This window comes from Xanthobacter agilis (assembly GCF_021730435.1).
GTDB classification, from domain to species: Bacteria; Pseudomonadota; Alphaproteobacteria; order Rhizobiales; family Xanthobacteraceae; genus Xanthobacter; species Xanthobacter agilis.
The window spans coordinates 21,353-38,890 of the sequence record NZ_JABWGX010000022.1 but is presented as its reverse complement, the minus strand read 5'-3'; the positions used below and the strand labels follow the sequence as shown (position 1 = coordinate 38,890).

Annotated in this window: 16 protein-coding genes; 1 reads left to right on the top strand and 15 read right to left on the bottom strand. The window is 68.8% G+C overall.

Annotated features, from left to right (window positions below; all coding sequences use genetic code 11):
• Positions 1-62: 62 nt before the first annotated feature.
• The 9 genes from rpsO to HUW53_RS15630 all read right to left on the bottom strand — a co-directional run bounded on the left by rpsO (position 63) and on the right by HUW53_RS15630 (position 10,539).
• Positions 63-332 carry a 30S ribosomal protein S15 gene (rpsO, locus tag HUW53_RS15670; protein WP_237346699.1) on the bottom strand — a complete coding sequence of 90 codons (270 nt, stop codon included), beginning with the start codon at positions 330-332 and terminating at the stop codon, positions 63-65.
• A 181-nt stretch (positions 333-513) separates the two neighbouring features.
• Positions 514-1,413 carry a hypothetical protein gene (locus HUW53_RS15665; protein WP_237346698.1) on the bottom strand — a complete coding sequence of 300 codons (900 nt, stop codon included), beginning with the start codon at positions 1,411-1,413 and terminating at the stop codon, positions 514-516.
• 79 nt (positions 1,414-1,492) lie between these two features.
• Complete coding sequence (gene truB / locus HUW53_RS15660; protein WP_237346697.1) at positions 1,493-2,566, bottom strand: tRNA pseudouridine(55) synthase TruB; 1,074 nt, start codon at positions 2,564-2,566, stop codon at positions 1,493-1,495.
• Positions 2,563-2,985: a 30S ribosome-binding factor RbfA gene (rbfA, locus tag HUW53_RS15655; RefSeq protein ID WP_237346696.1), complete on the bottom strand. Its 423-nt coding sequence runs from the start codon at positions 2,983-2,985 to the stop codon at positions 2,563-2,565. Before rbfA ends, truB begins: the two co-directional genes overlap by 4 nt.
• Before the next feature lie 299 nt (positions 2,986-3,284).
• Positions 3,285-6,500 (bottom strand): translation initiation factor IF-2, encoded by a 3,216-nt coding sequence (gene infB, locus HUW53_RS15650; protein ID WP_237346695.1) that lies wholly within the window; start codon positions 6,498-6,500, stop codon positions 3,285-3,287.
• Complete coding sequence (locus HUW53_RS15645; RefSeq protein WP_307499710.1) at positions 6,497-7,273, bottom strand: RNA-binding protein; 777 nt, start codon at positions 7,271-7,273, stop codon at positions 6,497-6,499. The genes infB and HUW53_RS15645 overlap by 4 nt, the downstream gene beginning before the upstream one ends.
• A gap of 43 nt (positions 7,274-7,316) precedes the next feature.
• Complete coding sequence (gene nusA, locus HUW53_RS15640) at positions 7,317-8,912, bottom strand: transcription termination factor NusA (RefSeq protein ID WP_237346693.1); 1,596 nt, start codon at positions 8,910-8,912, stop codon at positions 7,317-7,319.
• The gene (gene rimP, locus HUW53_RS15635) at positions 8,912-9,739 is read right to left on the bottom strand and encodes a ribosome maturation factor RimP (protein ID WP_237346692.1); all 828 of its coding nucleotides are present in this window, start codon (positions 9,737-9,739) and stop codon (positions 8,912-8,914) included. The genes nusA and rimP overlap by 1 nt, the downstream gene beginning before the upstream one ends.
• Before the next feature lie 302 nt (positions 9,740-10,041).
• Entirely contained in the window at positions 10,042-10,539 is a 498-nt protein-coding gene (locus HUW53_RS15630; protein WP_237346691.1) for a MarR family winged helix-turn-helix transcriptional regulator, read from the bottom strand.
• A gap of 275 nt (positions 10,540-10,814) precedes the next feature.
• Between HUW53_RS15630 and HUW53_RS15625 the strand changes: the two genes are divergently transcribed.
• Positions 10,815-11,243: an organic hydroperoxide resistance protein gene (locus HUW53_RS15625; RefSeq protein WP_237346690.1), complete on the top strand. Its 429-nt coding sequence runs from the start codon at positions 10,815-10,817 to the stop codon at positions 11,241-11,243.
• Positions 11,244-11,309: 66 nt separating this feature from the next.
• Here HUW53_RS15625 and HUW53_RS15620 read toward each other — a convergent pair whose 3' ends face one another.
• The 6 genes from HUW53_RS15620 to HUW53_RS15595 all read right to left on the bottom strand — a co-directional run bounded on the left by HUW53_RS15620 (position 11,310) and on the right by HUW53_RS15595 (position 17,350).
• Positions 11,310-11,939 carry a hypothetical protein gene (locus tag HUW53_RS15620; RefSeq protein WP_237346689.1) on the bottom strand — a complete coding sequence of 210 codons (630 nt, stop codon included), beginning with the start codon at positions 11,937-11,939 and terminating at the stop codon, positions 11,310-11,312.
• 202 nt (positions 11,940-12,141) lie between these two features.
• On the bottom strand, positions 12,142-13,692 hold the full coding sequence (rpoN, locus tag HUW53_RS15615; RefSeq protein WP_237346688.1) for an RNA polymerase factor sigma-54: 1,551 nt from the start codon (positions 13,690-13,692) through the stop codon (positions 12,142-12,144).
• Positions 13,693-13,726: 34 nt separating this feature from the next.
• Positions 13,727-14,647 carry an LPS export ABC transporter ATP-binding protein gene (lptB, locus tag HUW53_RS15610; RefSeq protein WP_237346687.1) on the bottom strand — a complete coding sequence of 307 codons (921 nt, stop codon included), beginning with the start codon at positions 14,645-14,647 and terminating at the stop codon, positions 13,727-13,729.
• A 413-nt stretch (positions 14,648-15,060) separates the two neighbouring features.
• A complete protein-coding gene (locus HUW53_RS15605) occupies positions 15,061-15,663 on the bottom strand; it encodes an LptA/OstA family protein (protein ID WP_237346686.1) in 603 nt (200 codons plus the stop codon).
• On the bottom strand, positions 15,660-16,541 hold the full coding sequence (gene lptC / locus HUW53_RS15600; RefSeq protein ID WP_237346685.1) for an LPS export ABC transporter periplasmic protein LptC: 882 nt from the start codon (positions 16,539-16,541) through the stop codon (positions 15,660-15,662). Before lptC ends, HUW53_RS15605 begins: the two co-directional genes overlap by 4 nt.
• Before the next feature lie 188 nt (positions 16,542-16,729).
• A complete protein-coding gene (locus HUW53_RS15595; RefSeq protein ID WP_237346684.1) occupies positions 16,730-17,350 on the bottom strand; it encodes a ribonuclease D in 621 nt (206 codons plus the stop codon).
• Positions 17,351-17,538: the final 188 nt, after the last annotated feature.

Here is a 17,538-nt window from a genome sequence, read left to right as displayed (position 1 = left end):
GGTTCGTGCGCGCCGCAGGGCGCGAACGGATCCGGGATGCGGGTCCGGATCCGGCCGAGGCGTCAGCGGCGCAGGCCGAGGCGCTCGATCAGGCCCTTGTAGCGGCCCTCGTCCTTCTTCTTCAGATAGTCAAGAAGGCTGCGGCGCTGCGAGACGAGCTTCAAAAGCCCGCGACGCGAGTGGTTGTCCTTGTGGTGGGACTTGAAGTGCTCGGTGAGGTTCACGATGCGCTCGGTGAGAATCGCCACCTGCACCTCGGGCGAACCGGTGTCGCCGTCCTTGGCCCCGAAATCCTTGATGAGCGCCTGCTTGCGCTCCGCAGTAATCGACATCGAACTGTCCTTTCAAACGGAGTGAAGATACGCGCCGTCCTGCCGCTTGCCCTGCAAGGTGCCCTTGCGGGCCTGCGGGCGGGGTTGGAGGCGCGGGGTCGGCCGGGCCGGGATGTCGTCCAGCACGGTCGAAACAACAACGCGAAAAGCGGCACCCGAGGGCACCGTCCGCGCATGGGGACTATAGCGGATTTCCCCGCACGGGCCAGAGGAATGTTTCGCCGGGTCTTGGCAGGCGCGCGCTCTTCGCCGGTCTCATGGCGTCGGCCGGTGTGCCGGCGGCGGCATCAATGGCGGCCAGGGCTCCCGCTCGGCCACCATTGGCCTCCATCCATGCGAGCACGGCGCAGGCGGCCTGCGCGTAGATCATGCGGTCCCGACCGGCCCGAGCGCCCCAGTCGCCGGCGGAGGAGGGGAGGGGCCACGCCGGCGACACCACGCACCGTTCATGCCCCTGGGCGCCGGGTTTCAGGTAGCGCGGGTCGTCCGAGACGATGACGGCCAGTCCCTCGTCAAACCACGCGGGGATCGTTTCCCCCAGCATCGCCGGCAATCCGGCGTGCTGGTGCAGCGCCACATGGGAAAATTCGTGCGCCAGGATGGTCGCGTTTAGGCCCTTTGGCGCGAGGTCGATAATATCGCCGAACGGCGTGGCCCAGGTGCGCGCCAGGGCGCCCCGACCGCCGAGGCGCTGGTTGCATGCTTGGCTCGCGCAGGCGATCACCAGCGCGGCCGGTTCGAAGGGGCCATAGAATACGCGCACCTTATCCCCGGCGGTGGAAAGGTCACGCGCCAGCCGCGCGCGGTCCGTGGCCGTCATGGCTCGGTCCACCATCAGGCTGGTGCCGGCGCGTTTCAGGCCGTAGCAGGCCGGGCAGGCGGCCGCAGCCACAGGCGGGGCCAGGACGGGCAGTGCGAGGCCGGCGGCGAGCAGGAGAAGGCCGAAGCCGGCCAAGGTCAGCCTGATCCAGCGGAACACGGTACACTCCCTGGGATGCGCGTGGGTGGCGCGGCGGCACATTGGCGGCTCGTGCGTGCGATGTCGAGGCCGGCGCTGCGCCTTGCCGTCGGCTTCACGCACGCAGGCCAAGACGCATCCGCGAGGGCCAGATCCCGCGGGATCTGGCCGCGGGGCGGTCGCTCACGCCTGCGCGTCGTCGTCAGTCTTGCGGGGCGTCGCGTCGGGGCGGCTTCGGCCGCATGACGGCCTTGCGTGCCCAGTTGAACACGCGATGGGGATAGATCTCGCCCGCCTCCACGTCGCCGATGGCGATCAGCGCGTTCTGGCAGAAGATGGCGGCATGGCCGTCGACGATGGGAGCATCGCGACCGCGCAGGATCACGCTCTGCCCGCAGCGCAGGCGGTGGGCGTCGGGCGGGGTCACGGCGATCTGCGGCAGCTCCTCCAGGGCGAATTCCACCGGGTCGAGGGCCTCCATCAGCGCCTCTTCTCCCGCTTCCACCCGCGCGCGCAGATCGTCGAGGGGAACGAGGTCCTCTTCCAGGAACGGTCCCACGCAGGTTCGGCGCAGGGCGCAGACGTGGCCCTTCGATCCCAGCATGCGGCCGAGATCGCGGGCGATGGCGCGCACATAGGTGCCCTTGCCGCAGCGGGCCTCCAGCACCGCATGGTCGGCGTCGGGACGCTCCACCATGGAGAGGCTGAAGATGGTGACGGGCCGGGCCTCCAGCTTCACTTCCGTGCCTTCGCGGGCAAGGTCATAGGCGCGCTCGCCGCCGATCTTGAGGGCGGAATAGGCCGGCGGCACCTGCATGATCTCGCCTTGGAACTGCGCCAGGGCGGCGACGATCTCGTCGTCGGTGGGGCGGCTGTCCGACGCCGCGACTTCCTTGCCTTCGGCGTCGTCGGTGTCGGTCTCGATGCCGAAGCGCACGGTGAAGCGATAGGTCTTGCGGCCATCCATCACATAGGGAACGGTCTTGGTGGCCTCGCCGAAGGCGATGGGCAGGCAGCCGGACGCCAGCGGATCGAGGGTGCCGGCGTGGCCGGCTTTCTTGGCGCCGAACAGGCGCTTGACCACGCTCACCGCCTGGGTGGAGGTGAGGCCCACCGGCTTGTCGAGCAGCACCCAGCCATCAAGGTCGCGCTTGGGCGCGCGGGGGCGGTTGTCTTGCTCGCGCGGGGCGCGGGGCGCCCGCTCGCGGGGGGCGCCCGCCGGGGCGCCATCGTCAACGGGCAGCGGGGCGGGGGCGGCGGCAGATGCGGAAGTCATTCGCGGTTGGTCTCTTCGTCGTCGCGGTCGGAATCAAGGTCGCGCGCGACCTCTGGGGAGCGCAGGAGCTGATCCATGCGGGCGCCCTCGTCGAACGTGGTATCCTCGCGGAAACGCAGCTCCGGAACGGATTTCAGCTCCATCCGGCGCGCCACTTCCGTGCGCAGGAAGCGGGCGTTGTTGGCGAGGGCCTTCAGCACCGCCTTCAGGTCCTTGCCGCCCAGGGGCATGATGAAGCAGGTGGCGATCTTCAGGTCCGGCGACATGCGCACTTCGGGCACGGTGATGATGTGCCCGGCCAGCACCGGATCGATGTGGTCGCCGCGCGACAGCACGTCGGCGAGGGCGTGACGCACCAGTTCGCCGACGCGCAGCATGCGCTGGGAGGGGCCCCCTCCCGTGCGGGTTTCGTGTCTCATAAGTCTTAAAGCCTCAGTGGCACCGCAGGCAGGGCCGGGCGCCTTCTCCTTCAGGGGGAACGGACGGGCTTGGACCGTGCCGTTCCGGTGATGTCCACAACGTCGCGCCGATGGCGACGGGCGGCTGTCCCAGGCCGCGGGTCGCGCGGAGGGGGTGTGCGACAGCGTTCGCCGGGGCGTGCGCCGTCATGTCGGGGTGGAGCGCCACCGGTCCGGCCGCGCCGGTCGCGGACCGAAGCCGGTGCCCCCGAAGCCGGATGGCACCGGCTTCGGCAGGCAGACCGGTTTGGCGGCGCGCCTTACAGCGAGCGCTGCACCGTTTCCACGCGGAAGCACTCGATGACGTCGCCCGCGCGCATGTCCTGGTAGTTCTCGAAGGACATGCCGCAATCCTGGCCGGCGTGCACCGTGTTCACCGCATCCTTGTAGCGGTTGAGGGTGGCAAGCTTGCCCTCGTGGATCACCACGTTGTCGCGGATGAGGCGCACATGCTGGCCGCGTTCCACCACACCGTCGGTGACCTGGCAACCCGCCACCTTGCCGACCTTGGAGACCGCGAAGATCTCCTTGATGAGCGCGTTGCCGAGCATGGTCTCGCGGATCACCGGGGCGAGCAGGCCGCTCATGGCCTTCTTCACGTCGTCCACGAGGTCGTAGATGATGTTGTAGTAGCGGATCTCGATGCCCGCCCGGTCGGCCGCGTCGCGCGCTTCCTTGTTGGCGCGCACGTTGAAGGCGATGATGGCCGCGCCGGAGGTCTCCGCCAGGGTCACGTCGCTTTCGTTGATGCCGCCGGCGCCCGAATGGATGATGCGGGCCTGCACCTCGTCGTTGCCCACCTTTTCGAGGGCGCCGATGATGGCTTCCACCGAGCCCGACACGTCGCCCTTGATGATGAGGGGGAATTCCTTGCGCCCGGTCGCCTTGACCTGGCTCATCATCTGTTCGAGCGAACCGCGCATGGTGGCGGAACGGGCCGCCGCCTTTTCGCGCTTCTGGCGCTGGCGATAGTCGGTGATCTCGCGGGCGCGGGCTTCGTTCTCCACCACCGCGAGGCGATCACCCGCCTCCGGGGTGCCGTTGAAGCCCAGGACCTCCACCGGGAACGAGGGCCCGGCGGTCTCCACATTGGCGCCGGTGTCCGAGATCAGGGCGCGCACACGGCCCCATTCGGCGCCGGCGACCACGATGTCGCCCACCTTCAGCGTGCCGCGCTGCACCAGCACGGTCGCCACCGGACCCCGGCCGCGATCGAGCTTGGCTTCCACCACGGTGCCTTCGGCGTCGCGGTCGGGGCTCGCGCGCAGGTCGAGCAGCTCCGACTGCAGGGCGATCGCCTCCAGCAGCTTGTCGAGGTTGAGCCGCTCCTTGGCGGACACTTCCACCTCGAGCGTCTCGCCGCCCATGCTCTCCACCTGCACTTCGTGCTGGAGCAGCTCGCTGCGCACCCGCTCGGGCTTGGCGCCGGGCTTGTCGATCTTGTTGATGGCGACAATGATCGGCACACCCGCCGCGCGGGCGTGGTGGATGGCTTCCACCGTCTGCGGCATCACGCCGTCGTCGGCCGCCACCACCAGCACCACGATGTCCGTCACCTTGGCGCCACGGGCGCGCATGGCGGTGAAGGCGGCGTGGCCGGGGGTGTCGATGAAGGTGATCTTGCTGCCGGACGGCGCCGTCACCTGATAGGCGCCGATGTGCTGGGTGATGCCGCCGGCCTCGCCGGACACCACGTTGGCCTTGCGGATGGCGTCCAGGAGCGAGGTCTTGCCGTGGTCGACGTGGCCCATGATGGTCACGACGGCCGGACGCGGCAGCAGGGTCTCCGGGGCGTCGGGCGTGTCGAACAGGCCCTCTTCCACGTCGGATTCCGAGACGCGGCGCACGGTGTGGCCCATTTCCTCGGCGATCAGCTCGGCGGTATCGGCGTCGATCACGTCGGTGATCTTCAGCATCTGCCCCTGCTTCATCAGCAGGCGGATCACGTCCACGCCCCGCTCCGACATGCGGTTGGCGAGTTCCTGGATGGTGATGGTCTCGGGCAGGATCACCTCGCGGGAGATCTTTTCCTTGCTCTCCTGCGCGCGGTTGCCGGTCATGCGCTGGGTGCGGCGGCGGAACGAGGCCACCGAACGCTGGCGCTCCTCATCGCCCGAAAGGGCGGTGACGAGCGTGAGACGGCCGCGCTGCTTCTCGGGACCGGCCGGCGCACGGGGCACCTTGACCGGCGGCGCGACGCGCGCGCCGGGTCCGCGCCGGGCGTTGCGGCGCTCTTCTTCCTCGCTCTCGGCGGTGCCGGCCGGACGCGGCGCGGCGGGCCGCGGCGTGGTCGCCGTGGCACCCGTGGTCGCGGGCCGCGCGGCGGCGCCGGAGCCTTGCTCCTCGCCGAAGCGCTTGCGCGCTTCCTGCTCGGCCTTGCGCTTCTTTTCGTCTTCCTGGGCGCGGCGCGCCTCTTCCTCGCGCTTGCGGGCTTCGGCGGCTTCACGTTCGGCGCGCTCGGCGCGCTCGCGCTCGGCGCGGCGACGGGCTTCCTCCTCGGCCACGCGGCGCTCTTCGGCCATGCGCGCCTCTTCGACGGCGCGGGCGCGGGCGTCGGCAAGCGCGGTGGCGCGGGCGTTGCGCTCTTCCTCGGTCAGGGTGCGCAGCACCACGCCGGAGCCGCCCTGGCGCGGCGCGCCGGTGCGGCCCTGCTGCGGTCCACCGGTGCGGCGATCGCTGCCGCCGCCGGACCGCTGGCCGGTTCCATGGCCTTGGCCTTGACCCTGGCCGGGACGATTGGACTGGGGCGCGCCGGACCGCTGTGGGCCACCGGACCGCTGCGGCGCGTTGCCGGTCGGCCGCGGACCACCGTGGCTTGAGGTCGCTTGGCTCGACGTTCCTTGGCGCGCGGCCGGCTGGCTCGCTGCGCTGGGCGGCGGGGCGGCGGGGCGCTGCACCGGAGCGGCGGGGGCCGCAGCCACTGGCTGTGCGGGGGCGGCCGGAGCCTCGGCCGGAGCCGGAACTGCGGGCGTTGCCACCTCGGCCGGGCGTGTCTCGGCAACTGGGGCCGCCGGCTGAGCCGGTGCGCTCGGCGCGGATGCGGCCGCCACCGACTCGGCGGGCTTTGCCGGGGCGGGGGTGGCGGGCGCTTCGGCCGGCGAGGGTTCCGGCTGGGGCGCGGCCGATGGCGTCACCGCAGCCTCCGTCGCGGCCGAACTGGCGACCGGCGCGGCGGCCTGGGGGGCAAGCGCGGCGACAGGTGCGGCTGCGGTGGCAGGTGCCGGAGCGGCCGCAGCCGGCGTGGCGGGACGCGTGGGAGCTGCCGGCGCCGCCGGCGCCGCGGCGGCAGGCTGGGCAACGCCCGCCTCACCGGGGATGACGCGGCGCTTCACCTTCTCCACCACGACTGCCTTGGAGCGGCCATGGCTGAAGCTCTGGCGCACCGTGCCCTGCTCCACCGGGCGCTTCAGGGTGAGCGTCTTGCTGCCGGAGGCGGGATGGAGCGTCTTGTCGCCGGGGGTCTTCGTGTCGTTCATTCCGTATCCGTTCCTTGCATCCGGCCGGGCGCGCGGCTGCTGTCCTTGTCTTCGCTGCTCTGGTGATCGCCTGAGGAAACCAGAGCCATATGGCCGCCGCTCACGGGCGCCTCAAGCTCGTCGCCGGCGGGCATGCCCGTCCGCCAGCGTTCGAGCTTGCGGCAGCGCGCGAGAAATCCCGCTGTCGTCGGATGCGCAAGCAGGGCCGCATGTACCACATTTGACCGCCCCAACGCCAAGTCCAAATCAACGCCGGGTAAGCAATTGACGATGGCAGCCACCGGCCGGCCCGGACGCACCTCCGACCGCGCCATCTGGCGGGTGAATGCGTCGAGCTTGCGCACGCCGTCGGGGCGGGCATCGGTGGCGTGCAGAAGCACCTGGACGGCGCCGGAAGCCAGCGCCTGTTCCACTTTCATGGTGCCGGTCACCACCTGCCCCGCCTTGTTGGCGAGGGACAGGCTGGCGCGCATGTCTTTGTCGAGAAGCCCTTCCACCAGGGCCGCGAGGTCGGGCGCCGCGACGCCCTTGCCCTTGAAAGCGCGGCCGAAGGCCTTGCGCTTCAGGGCTGTTTCCAGGTCGGCGCGTGTGGCTCGAACCCACGCGCCGCGTCCTGGCAGCTTAGAGGCGAGGTCGGGGACGATCTGGCCGTCCGGCCCCACCACGAAGCGCAGCATCTGGGAGACCGGCGTGACCGCACGCGTGGCCAGGCACAGGCGCGACAGTGGCGCCCGCGCCGAGCCGAGCCCGCGCGGTCCGTCGTCCGTCTCCACCTCCACCGGTTCTGCGATCACTGCGGGTCATCTCCTTCGGCTCTCAGGCGTCGGCCTGGGGGGCGGTGTCGGCATCCTCGCCGTCCGCCGTGGCTTCGATCCAACCCGCGGCAACGCGGGCGTGCATGATGAGCTGCTCGGCATCTTCGCGGGAGAACTCGAATCCGTCGAGGGCGCCCGCGTGGCGGATGGTCTCGCCATCCTTGCGCTCCGACCAGCCGGTGAGGTCGTCGGTGGCGCAGCCGGCCAGATCCTCCACGCTCTTGATGTCGTTCTCGCCGAACGCCACCAGCATTTTCGAGGTGACGCCGGGCAGCGCCTTCACGTCGTCCTCGACCCCGAGTTCCTTGCGGCGGTTGTCGAAGGCTTCCTCCACTTCCGCCAGGTGCTTCTGGGCGCGGGCCTGAAGCTCGGCGGCGGTGTCCTCGTCGAAGCCCTCGATGGACGCGAGCTCGTTGAGCGGCACATAGGCGATCTCTTCCACCGAGGTGAAGCCCTCGGAGGTGAGCAGCTGGCCCATCATCTCGTCGAGATCGAGGGCCTCCGCGAACATCTTGGTGCGCTCGGCAAATTCCTTCTGCCGCCGCTCGCTCTCTTCCTGCTCGGTCATGATGTCGATGTCCCAGCCGGTGAGCTGGGTGGCGAGGCGCACGTTCTGGCCGCGGCGGCCGATGGCCAGCGACAGCTGGGCGTCGGGCACCACCACCTCGATGCGCTCGCGCTCTTCATCGAGCACCACCTTCACCACCTCGGCGGGGGCAAGGGCGTTCACGATGAAGGTGGCGATATCCGGGTTCCAGGGGATGATGTCGATCTTCTCGCCCTGCAGCTCGTTCACCACGGCCTGCACGCGCGAGCCGCGCATGCCGACGCAGGCGCCGACGGGGTCCACCGAGGAGTCACGGGAGATGACGGCGATCTTGGCCCGGGAGCCGGGGTCGCGCGCCACCGCCTTGATCTCGACCACGCCGTCGTAGATCTCCGGCACTTCCTGGGCGAACAGCTTCGCCATGAACTGGGGATGGGTGCGGGACAGGAAGATCTGCGGGCCGCGCGGCTCGCGGCGCACGTCGTAGATATAGGCGCGGATGCGGTCGCCCGTCTTCACGGTTTCGCGCGGCAGGAGCTCGTCGCGGCGCAGGATGCCTTCGCCACGGCCGAGGTCCACCACCACGTTGCCGTATTCGACCCGCTTCACGAGGCCGTTCACGACCTCGCCGATGCGGTCCTTGTATTCGTCATACTGCCGGTCGCGCTCGGCTTCGCGCACCCGCTGCACGATCACCTGCTTGGCGCTCTGCGCGGCGATGCGGCCGAAATCGAAGGGGGGCAGGGTGTCGGCGATGGTGTCGCCCACCTGCGCCACCGGATTATGGCGGCGCGCGCCGTCGAGAGTGATCTCGGTGGCCGGGTTTTCCACGTCGTCCACCACCAGCAGATGGCGGGCGAGACGCAGTTCGCCGGTGCGCGGATTGATGTCCGCGTGGATGTCCGTCTCCTGGCCGTAGCGCGAGCGCGCGGCCTTGGCGATGGCGTCCTCCATGGCGGCGATGACGATGGAGCGATCGATGGATTTTTCCCGCGCGACCGCCTCGGCGATCTGCAGAAGTTCCAGCCGGTTTGCGCTGACGGCCACCATCAGTGCGTCTCCTTCACGGTGCTGGTGATCTCGAAATTGGACTTCTTGGCGTTGGACTTCTTGGCGCCGGACTTCTTGCCGCCCACCTTGGTGCCCTTGGCCTTCTTGCCCGAAACCTTGCCGGTGGCGCCCTTGTTGCTCACCGGCTTGCGCACCGGGGCAGGCACATCGGCCTGATTGTCATTGGCGACATCGTCCTCGAACGCGCCGACATCGCCGGCGTCCTCCAGGAACGCTTCGTCGTCCTCGTCCAAGGCCTGGCCGGCCGCCTTAGCGGCGCGCAGCGCCTCGGTGATGAGGGCGTCGGTGAGCATGAGCTTGGCGTCGTGGATGTCGGCCATGGGCAACTGCACGGTCGCTTCCTCATCGGGGCGGGCATCGTCGCGGCGGACCACGGCGGCATCGCCCTCCACGCCGACGAGGAACCCGCGAAAGCGCTTGCGGCTGTTGACCGGCACGCTCATTTCCACCTTCACCTCGTGCCCGGCCCAGCGCTCGAAGTCCGAGCGCCGCACCAGCGGCCGGTCGATGCCGGGGGAGGACAGTTCCAGGCGATAGGCGCCGGCGACGGGGTCTTCCACATCGAGCACCGGCGACAGGGCGCGGGAGGCGGCCTCGCAATCGTCGATGGTCATCGTGCCGTCCGGACGCTCGGCCATGATCTGCACGGTGCCGCCGTCGTGATTGGTCACCTTCACGCGCACCAAGCGGAAGCCGAGCGCGCCGAGCACGCCATCGGCGATCGCGGCCACGCGGGCGGCCACTCCGGTTTCGGTGATGAGGCGCGGCTCGTTCGGATCGTCGCGCACGACACGGGTGTCGGTCATGTCCCTCCGGGACGGCTGGGCGAGCGGTGCTGATCGAAAGCGCGCGTCGCCGAGGTGAATGCTCTGCCGGAGCGCCTGCGATCGAACTCCGGGGAGAGGCCGGATAAACAGAAACGGAGCGGACCCCCGCAGGGACCCACTCTCATCACCTTCGACTACGATGGCGCTGAGGCATCCCCATCCGGGGACAGCCGCAAATATAGCTGGAATCTCGGGATACGCAAGACGCGCGGCGTCGCCGCGTGTGAGCTTGTCGGAAAAAGGTGCCGCCGGGCGGGTCAGGTCGGTCGATCCGCGCCAGGTCAATCGCCAGCAGGGGCGTGGCCGGACGCGGCTTGCTCCATGTGGGTTCGCAGGGCGGTGATCTCCTGCTGCAGGCGCACAAGATCTTCGAGTCGAAGGCCGCTCGCGGCGAGGATGCAGCCCGGGATGTGGCTGGCCTTCTGTCGCAGGGCCTGCCCTTGCGCGGTGAGGCGCACGCGGACCACCCGCTCGTCTTTCGAATCGCGGCAGCGGGCGAGGTGGCCCATGGCTTCCAGGCGCTTGAGGAGGGGGGTCAGGGTGCTCGATTCCAGGGACAGGCGCGCGCCCAGGGTGCCGACGGTGAGGTCGTCCTGCTCCCACAGCGCCACCATCACGAGATATTGCGGATAGGTGAGGCCGATGGCCTCCAACAGCGGCTTGTAGACGCGGTTGAAGGCATGGCCCGCCGCATAGATGGCGAAGCACAGGAAATGATCGAGGCGCGGCATCCGCGCCGGGGCGTCGGCTAAGGTTGGGTCAGGGGATTCGGTCGGCATGGGCGCTCCTGAAACAGCTCCGCATCCGGCAGAGCGGGCAATACGGCCCGTGTGTGAAGGCAACGGGTAATCGACGGGCGCGCCCGCCGCCGGAACGCGCGGGGTCCGGCGCCGTTGATGACGCGGGCGGGGATGATTTCGTTTGTCGCCAAAGTAATTATCGCACGATTGAATCGCAAGCGCTTGACATGCGCTCCGGCCGGGTATTTATATTGTGCACGATTTAATCGTAAGCGTTAAAATCGTTCAGCCCTAGCCTCACGAAAGGAAATGCCATGTCCGTCAATGTTCTCTATCGCACCTCTGCCCGCGCCACCGGGGGCCGCGACGGTCGCTCCGGCACGTTGGATGGAACCCTCGATGTCAAGCTGGTGGTGCCCAAGGAGCTGGGTGGGCCGGGCGGCGAGGGTGTCAATCCGGAGCAATTGTTCGCCACCGGCTATGCGGCCTGCTTCCTCAGCGCCATGAAGTTCGTGGCCGCCCAGGGGGGCACGGCGAAGGTGCCGGCGGATGCGAGCGTCACCGCCACGGTGGGCATCGGCCCGCGCTCGGATGGCGGCTTCGGCCTCGATATCGCGCTGGCGATCGACCTGCCCGGCGTGGACAAGGCCGACGCGCAGGTGCTGATCGAGAAGGCGCACGTCGTGTGCCCCTACTCCAACGCCACCCGTAACAATGTGAACGTGGCGCTGAGCCTGGTGTGATCCCGCGGGTCTGCCCTGCGACATGGTGCGGAAGGCTGGCGGATCAGCCGGCCTTCCGCCCGCCTTTCACAGATATTCGCGGCGGCAGACGGTCGTTGGCGTCGTTAGTTCGCGATCCACGGCTGCCGCATAGGAGTCGAAATCCGGTATGAGGTGAGTGCTCTTGATCGTCTTCACGCAGGCGTTGCCGCTGATCTTGCACGCGTCCGAAATTGTCGTGAACTGGCCTGATGCATGGACCGGGATATAAACGATGGTGTCGTTTTCGACCGAAATGTAAACTGACTCGTTGTTCGAGACGAATACCTTCAATTCATGCCATAGCCATTTGGGAAGAGGGTTCGAGGGATCGAGGGCGTAGATCTGTAGGGTGAGACCGTGCGCTATCTTTCGCCGTAATGAATCCTGGATAGGAGAGCCGCCCGGTGGAAGCAGGTCCTTGACGAGAAGCGCTGTTGAGAGGCTGTCCATGGCCTCTTTGTCGCCCTGCTTGGCCAGCGGCCACAGCTTTTCCCACGCCTGAGCGCAGGGGATCAGCTCGATATCCGTTGGGTTGGTCGCGGTTGCCGGTCTATAGCCGATGGGTGGCACAGGCAACGTGCAGCCGCACATGAGAATCGCCGCTCCCGCCATTATGGCCTGTCGGGCGGGTGCGATACGGGATCTTGCCAGCTTCAAAACGCCTCGCACCCGCATCGGCGGAACCGGCCCGCAAAAAGACTTTGTCTCCGAGGGGGGAAGGGTTTATGCAACTATTGGTTGCATGCTGCGGCGCCTGTAGCAAGCCCGTTGTCCGATCACCTTTACAGTCGAAGAGCGTGGAGGGGGCGGGTCGCCCGTTCACGCGCCCACATGCAGGATTGCCCTGGGTGGTCTGGACAGAGGGGGCTCTGCCGCCTCAGTTCGCCTCGCTGCGCAAGGCCATCTTCTCGCGGCGGCGCTGGACCGAGGAGGGGATGTTCATGCCCTCCCGGTACTTTGCCACCGTGCGGCGGGCGATGTCGATGCCGTCTTCCTTCAGCTTCTGCACCAGCGTGTCGTCGGAGAGGATGTCGGTGGGAGCCTCGGCGTCGATCAGGGCCTTGATGCGGTGGCGCACCGATTCCGCCGAATGGGCCTCGCCGCCGCCGGAGGCGGAGATGGCGGAGGAGAAGAAGTATTTCATCTCCACCACCCCGCGCGGGGTGGAGATGTATTTGTTCGACGTGACCCGCGAAACGGTGGATTCGTGCATGCCGATGGCGTCGGCCACGGTGCGCAGGTTCAAGGGCCGCAGGTGCCGGACGCCGTGCAGCAGGAACGCGTCCTGTTGCCGCACGATCTCGCTCGCCACCTTCAGGATGGTGCGGGCCCGCTGGTCCAGCGAGCGCGTGAGCCAGCTCGCGCTTTGCAGGCATTCGGCCAGGAAGCTCTTGTCCTCCGCCGATTTGGCCACCTTGGCCACGGTGGCGTGATAGGTCTGGTTCACCAGCACCCGCGGCAGGGTCTCGGAATTGAGCTCCACCAGCCAGGCGCCGTCCGGGCCCGGTCGCACATAGACATCCGGCACCAGTGGATGCACCACGCCGGAGCCGAAGGCGAGGCCGGGCTTGGGATCGAGCCGGCGGATCTCGGCGATCATGTCGGCGATGTCGGCCGCATCCACCCCGCAGACGCGCTTCAGCGCGTTGCGATCGTGCTTGGCCAGAAGTTCCAGGTTTTCCACCAGCGCCTGCATGGCAGGGTCGTAGCGGTCGCGCTCCTTGAGCTGGAGGGCGAGGCATTCGGCAAGGCCGCGCGCGCCGACCCCGGTGGGCTCGAACGCCTGGATGAGCCGCAGCACATCCTCCACTTCCTCCCGGCTGGTTGCGAGCTGCTCGGCGACCTGGCCGATGTCGCCGGTGAAATAGCCGGCCTCGTCGATCAGTCCGATGAGGTGCAGGCCGATGAGCCGCCGCGCGGGGCTCGTCTCCGCAACCGAGAGCTGGGCTTCCAGATGGTCGGCGAGGGTGGTCTCGGCGGTGAGGAAGGCTTCGGGGTTGTAATCCTCGCCGCGCTCCCCGCCACCACCGCTGCTACCGCTGCTCCAGTCGGAGCTGGAGGAGGGGGCGGAGGGCGTGGTGGCGGCCGCCCGATCGGCCGGGGCGTCGTCCGGAAAGATGTTGCCGAGGTCGGTGTCGAGACGGGTTTCCATCTCCGCCCGGCTCGGCTCCATGTCCCGCTCCAGCCAGTCGCCGGATTGGGCGTCGCGCTCGCTGGCGGGCGGTTCTGGGGCCTCGATCTCGGGGCTTTCGACCGGACCCCCGTCCTCGCTGGCCCGCTCCAGCAGCGGGTTGCGCTCCAGTTCGGCCTCCACATAGGCCACCAGTTCCATGTTGGAGAGCTGCAGCAGCTTGATGGCCTGCATCAGCTGCGGCGTCATCACCAGGGACTGGCTTTGCCGGAACTCGAGCTTGGGGGTCAGCGCCATTCGCGCTCCTCCCTGGGGCAAAGGAGGAGGGCTGTCATAGGCGGAATTCCTCGCCGAGGTAGAGCCGCCGCACGTCCGGATTGGAGACGATGGAGTCGGGATCGCCCTCCATCAGCACCGCGCCGGAGTGGATGATGTAGGCCCGGTCGATGAGACCCAGGGTCTCGCGCACGTTATGGTCGGTGATGAGCACGCCGATGCCGCGCGTGGTCAGGTGCCGGACCAGGGCCTGGATGTCGCCCACGGCGATGGGGTCGATGCCGGCGAAGGGCTCGTCCAGCAGCATGAAGGACGGGCGGCTGGCCAGGGCGCGGGCGATCTCCACCCGCCGCCGCTCGCCGCCCGACAAGGCGATGGCGGGAGACTTGCGCACATGGGTGATCTTGAACTCCTCGAGGAGCTGCTCCATCTCCTCGCGCCGCCTGCGGCGGTCGGGTTCGGTCACCTCCAGCACGCCCATGATGTTGCCCTCCACGGTGAGGCCGCGGAAGATGGACGCCTCCTGGGGCAGGTAGCCGATGCCCAGGCGCGCCCGGCGATACATGGGCATGGGGGTCACGTCGTGACCGTCGAGCTCGATGCGGCCGGCATCCGCCTTCACAAGGCCGGTGACCATGTAGAAGCAGGTGGTCTTGCCGGCGCCATTGGGGCCGAGCAGGCCCACCGCCTCGCCCCGCCGCACATACATGGACACATCGCGCACCACCTTGCGGCCGCCATAGGTCTTCGCCAGGCCATAGGCCGCCAGGGCGCCTTCGCCGGCATGGGCGTAGGGATCGTCGAATGCCTCCCGGCGCCGGGAAGGGTCCACGCCGCGCGCATCGAAGTCGGATTCGCCGCGCGCGTCCGAATACGACGGCCATGTGACAAAATCGTCATCCGATGCCCCGCCGGTGGCATGGGCGGCATGACCCGCGCGAGCCGCCGCGTATTCCGCGTCAAGATCGGCGCTCATGATGATATCGCTGTTCCGGCGCTTGGCGGCGCCCCTGCCGAATAGGGAAAGGACGTTCAACTCTACCTCCGGCCCGCAGCCCCCGAAAGTTAGCTTTAGAACGTCCGCGCCAGGGATGCAATGTCACATGCAAAAAATGGGCCGCCATCCACCCCAAGATCCATCCCGTGGCGTCGGGTCAGCTCTGCGGATTGGGGCGGTCTCGGTGGTGTCATATGCCGCGAGGCGCGGCATCTCCGTCCGCGACGTCCCGTTCGGGCGTAGACCTTATCGCGGTGCGGCGAAGGCTGGCCGGCGTGAGGCGCGGCCGGGTCAAGCTCTGGGGCGGGCGCCCGCCTTCATGGGCATCGTGCCCCGGCTGGACCGAGGGGCGGAGCCCTCGGCCTGGGACGGCGCGGTGGATGCGGCGGGGATCAGCGGTTGGGCGCGGGCGGCGCGGCGTTCTTCAGGCTGCCCGGCACAATGAGGCTTTCCACGCGGCCGCCCTCGAAGCGCGACACGCCGGAGACGAGGTTCACCACCAGCCTTTGGCCGCGGATCACGTTCGGCCCCTGGGTGAGCACCACCGGCTTGCCGGTGAGGGTCACGGTGTTGGACTTCATCTCGAAGGTGCCTGTGTCGCCGGTGGCGGTCTGGTCCTTGGTGCGCACCACCACGCCGCCGGAGGCCTCCAGCTTGCGGATCTGCCCCTGCTTGAAGCCGGCGCCTTCTTCCGGCGGGCCCACGGAGCCGTCGTAGAAGACCTGCAGGTCCTTGGAGTTCAAAGTGGTGTCGCCCTGCACCACCACCACGTTGCCGGAAAACACCGCCACCTTGTCCTTGTCGCGCACCTCCAGCTGGTCGGCGTTGATGCGCACCGGCTCGTCGCGGTTGCGGGCGAAGCCCTGCAGGGCGTTGGGCACGTTCTGGCCCTGCGCCTGGGCATGGGCCGCGCCGCCGGGGAGGGCGGGGGCGGTGAGCATCGCCATCGCGGCCAGCATCAGGGCGCCGATCAGGTGGCGGGTCGTCGTGGTCATGGGTGCGGCACCGGTCGTGGGGAAGAAGTGATGAGGGGCACGTTGCCGGCTTCGCCGGCGCCGGCGGTGGATGCGGACCCGGTGGGGGCGGTCTCGGCGCGGGAGGCCGCTTGCCGGGCCTTGATCTCCTCGGCGGCGCGGGCCTGCGCGGCCTTGGCCTCCTCGGCGGCCTTGGCCTCGGCGGCGCGCGCGGCCTTGGCCTTGTCGATGTCGGAGAGGCGGAAGTCGAGCTGCACATGGCCCCGGAAGAAGGCCTTCTCGCCGCGATCGCTGACGGTGAGGGTGTCGGCCACCAGGCGACCGTCGAGATAGGTGAAGGTCACCGGCTGGTTGCTGGTGATGGTGCCGGACTTCACATCCACCTCGGCCGTTTGCAGATGGCCGCCGTAGCCGCCCTTCATGGCGAGCTCCACCCCGTCGTCGAGGGTGATGAACTGCTTCTTGGTGTCGAGGCTGCCCTTCCGGGCCTCGACGCTGGCCCAGCCGTGGTCCGCCATCTCCAGCTTCGCCTCGATGTCGGTGAGGTCGATCACGTCGGGGCGGGTCAGGTCCTGGGTGGCGGTCTTCGCGGTGACGGAATAGCCGCGGTTGTCGTCGGTGAAGCCGGACAGCTTCGGCAGCTCCATGGTGAGGCGCGAGCCCGACAGGGTGAGGCGGCCGATGTCGAAGGGCAGATCGATCTTGACCTGAAGGCTCCTCATCAGCGCGCCGACGCCGATCACGCCGATGGCGGCGAGGATGGCGAGGGGCAGAAGGCGGCGAATCCAGCGCACACGGGCGCTATGCCGCTGCGCCCGGCGAAAGTCGGGCGGCGGGGGTGGGGCGAAGGCAGTCGCCTCTTCGGCATCAAGATCGCGTGGCGGCACGTGTCGGTTCATCTTCCCCTTCCGGCGGCAAGGTGAAATCCGGCCCGCGCCACAGGTCTCCGGGGATTTGAGTCCCACGCACCGGTGACCCTGCAACACGTCGCCCCGCGCGCCGGGCCGCCAAATTGTCCGAAATGCGCGCCGCGCGCAAGGGTGCCCGATAAAGGCTTGCTGCGGCGCACATTTCCGAGTCGGAGCGGTCAGGCGTGGGCGAAGATGTCCTGTTCCGCCCAGCCGGCGAGGTCGAGCGCGGCGCGGGCCGGCAGGAAGGCGAAGCAGGCGGCGGCGAGCGCCGAGCGGCCCTCGCGGGCCAGCATCTCTTCCAGCTTGGCCTTGAGCGCGTGCAGGTGCAGCACGTCGGAGGCGGCATAGGCGAGCTGGGCGTCGGACAGGTTGCCGGACCCCCAGTCCGAGCTCTGCTGCTGCTTGGAGATGTCCACGCCGAGCAGCTCGCGCAGGAGGTCCTTCAGGCCATGGCGGTCGGTGTAGGTGCGCACCAGCCGGGAGGCGATCTTGGTGCACCACACCGGCTGCGGCATCACCCGGAAGGTGTGTTGCAGGATGGCGATGTCGAACCGTCCGAAATGGAACAGCTTGGTCACCGCCGGATCGGTGAGCAGGCGCACCAGGTTGGGTGCCGTCTGCGCGCTGGCGTCCTGGGGGATCTGGACGAGATCGGCGCTGCCGTCGCCATTGGAGAGCTGCACCAGGCATAGCCGGTCGCGGAAGGGATTGAGGCCCATGGTCTCGGTGTCGATGGCGACCACGGGCGCGGCCACGAAGTCGGCGGGCAGATCGCCCTGGTGCAGGCGGATGGTCATGGGCGGTGTATTCTCTTTCCCGGCAAGATTGCAAAATAAGCGGCATGCGCGTCCGGGGCGCCGTCGCCAGGCTTCGCCGACAGCTACGCGCGCTGTGGCCGCGAGCGCAAGCGGGTGTCGCGGGCTTTCTGACGCTGTGGTAAGAGCTTTTGGCCGGGACATCGTGGCGACGCCTGTGGCCGGCGGTG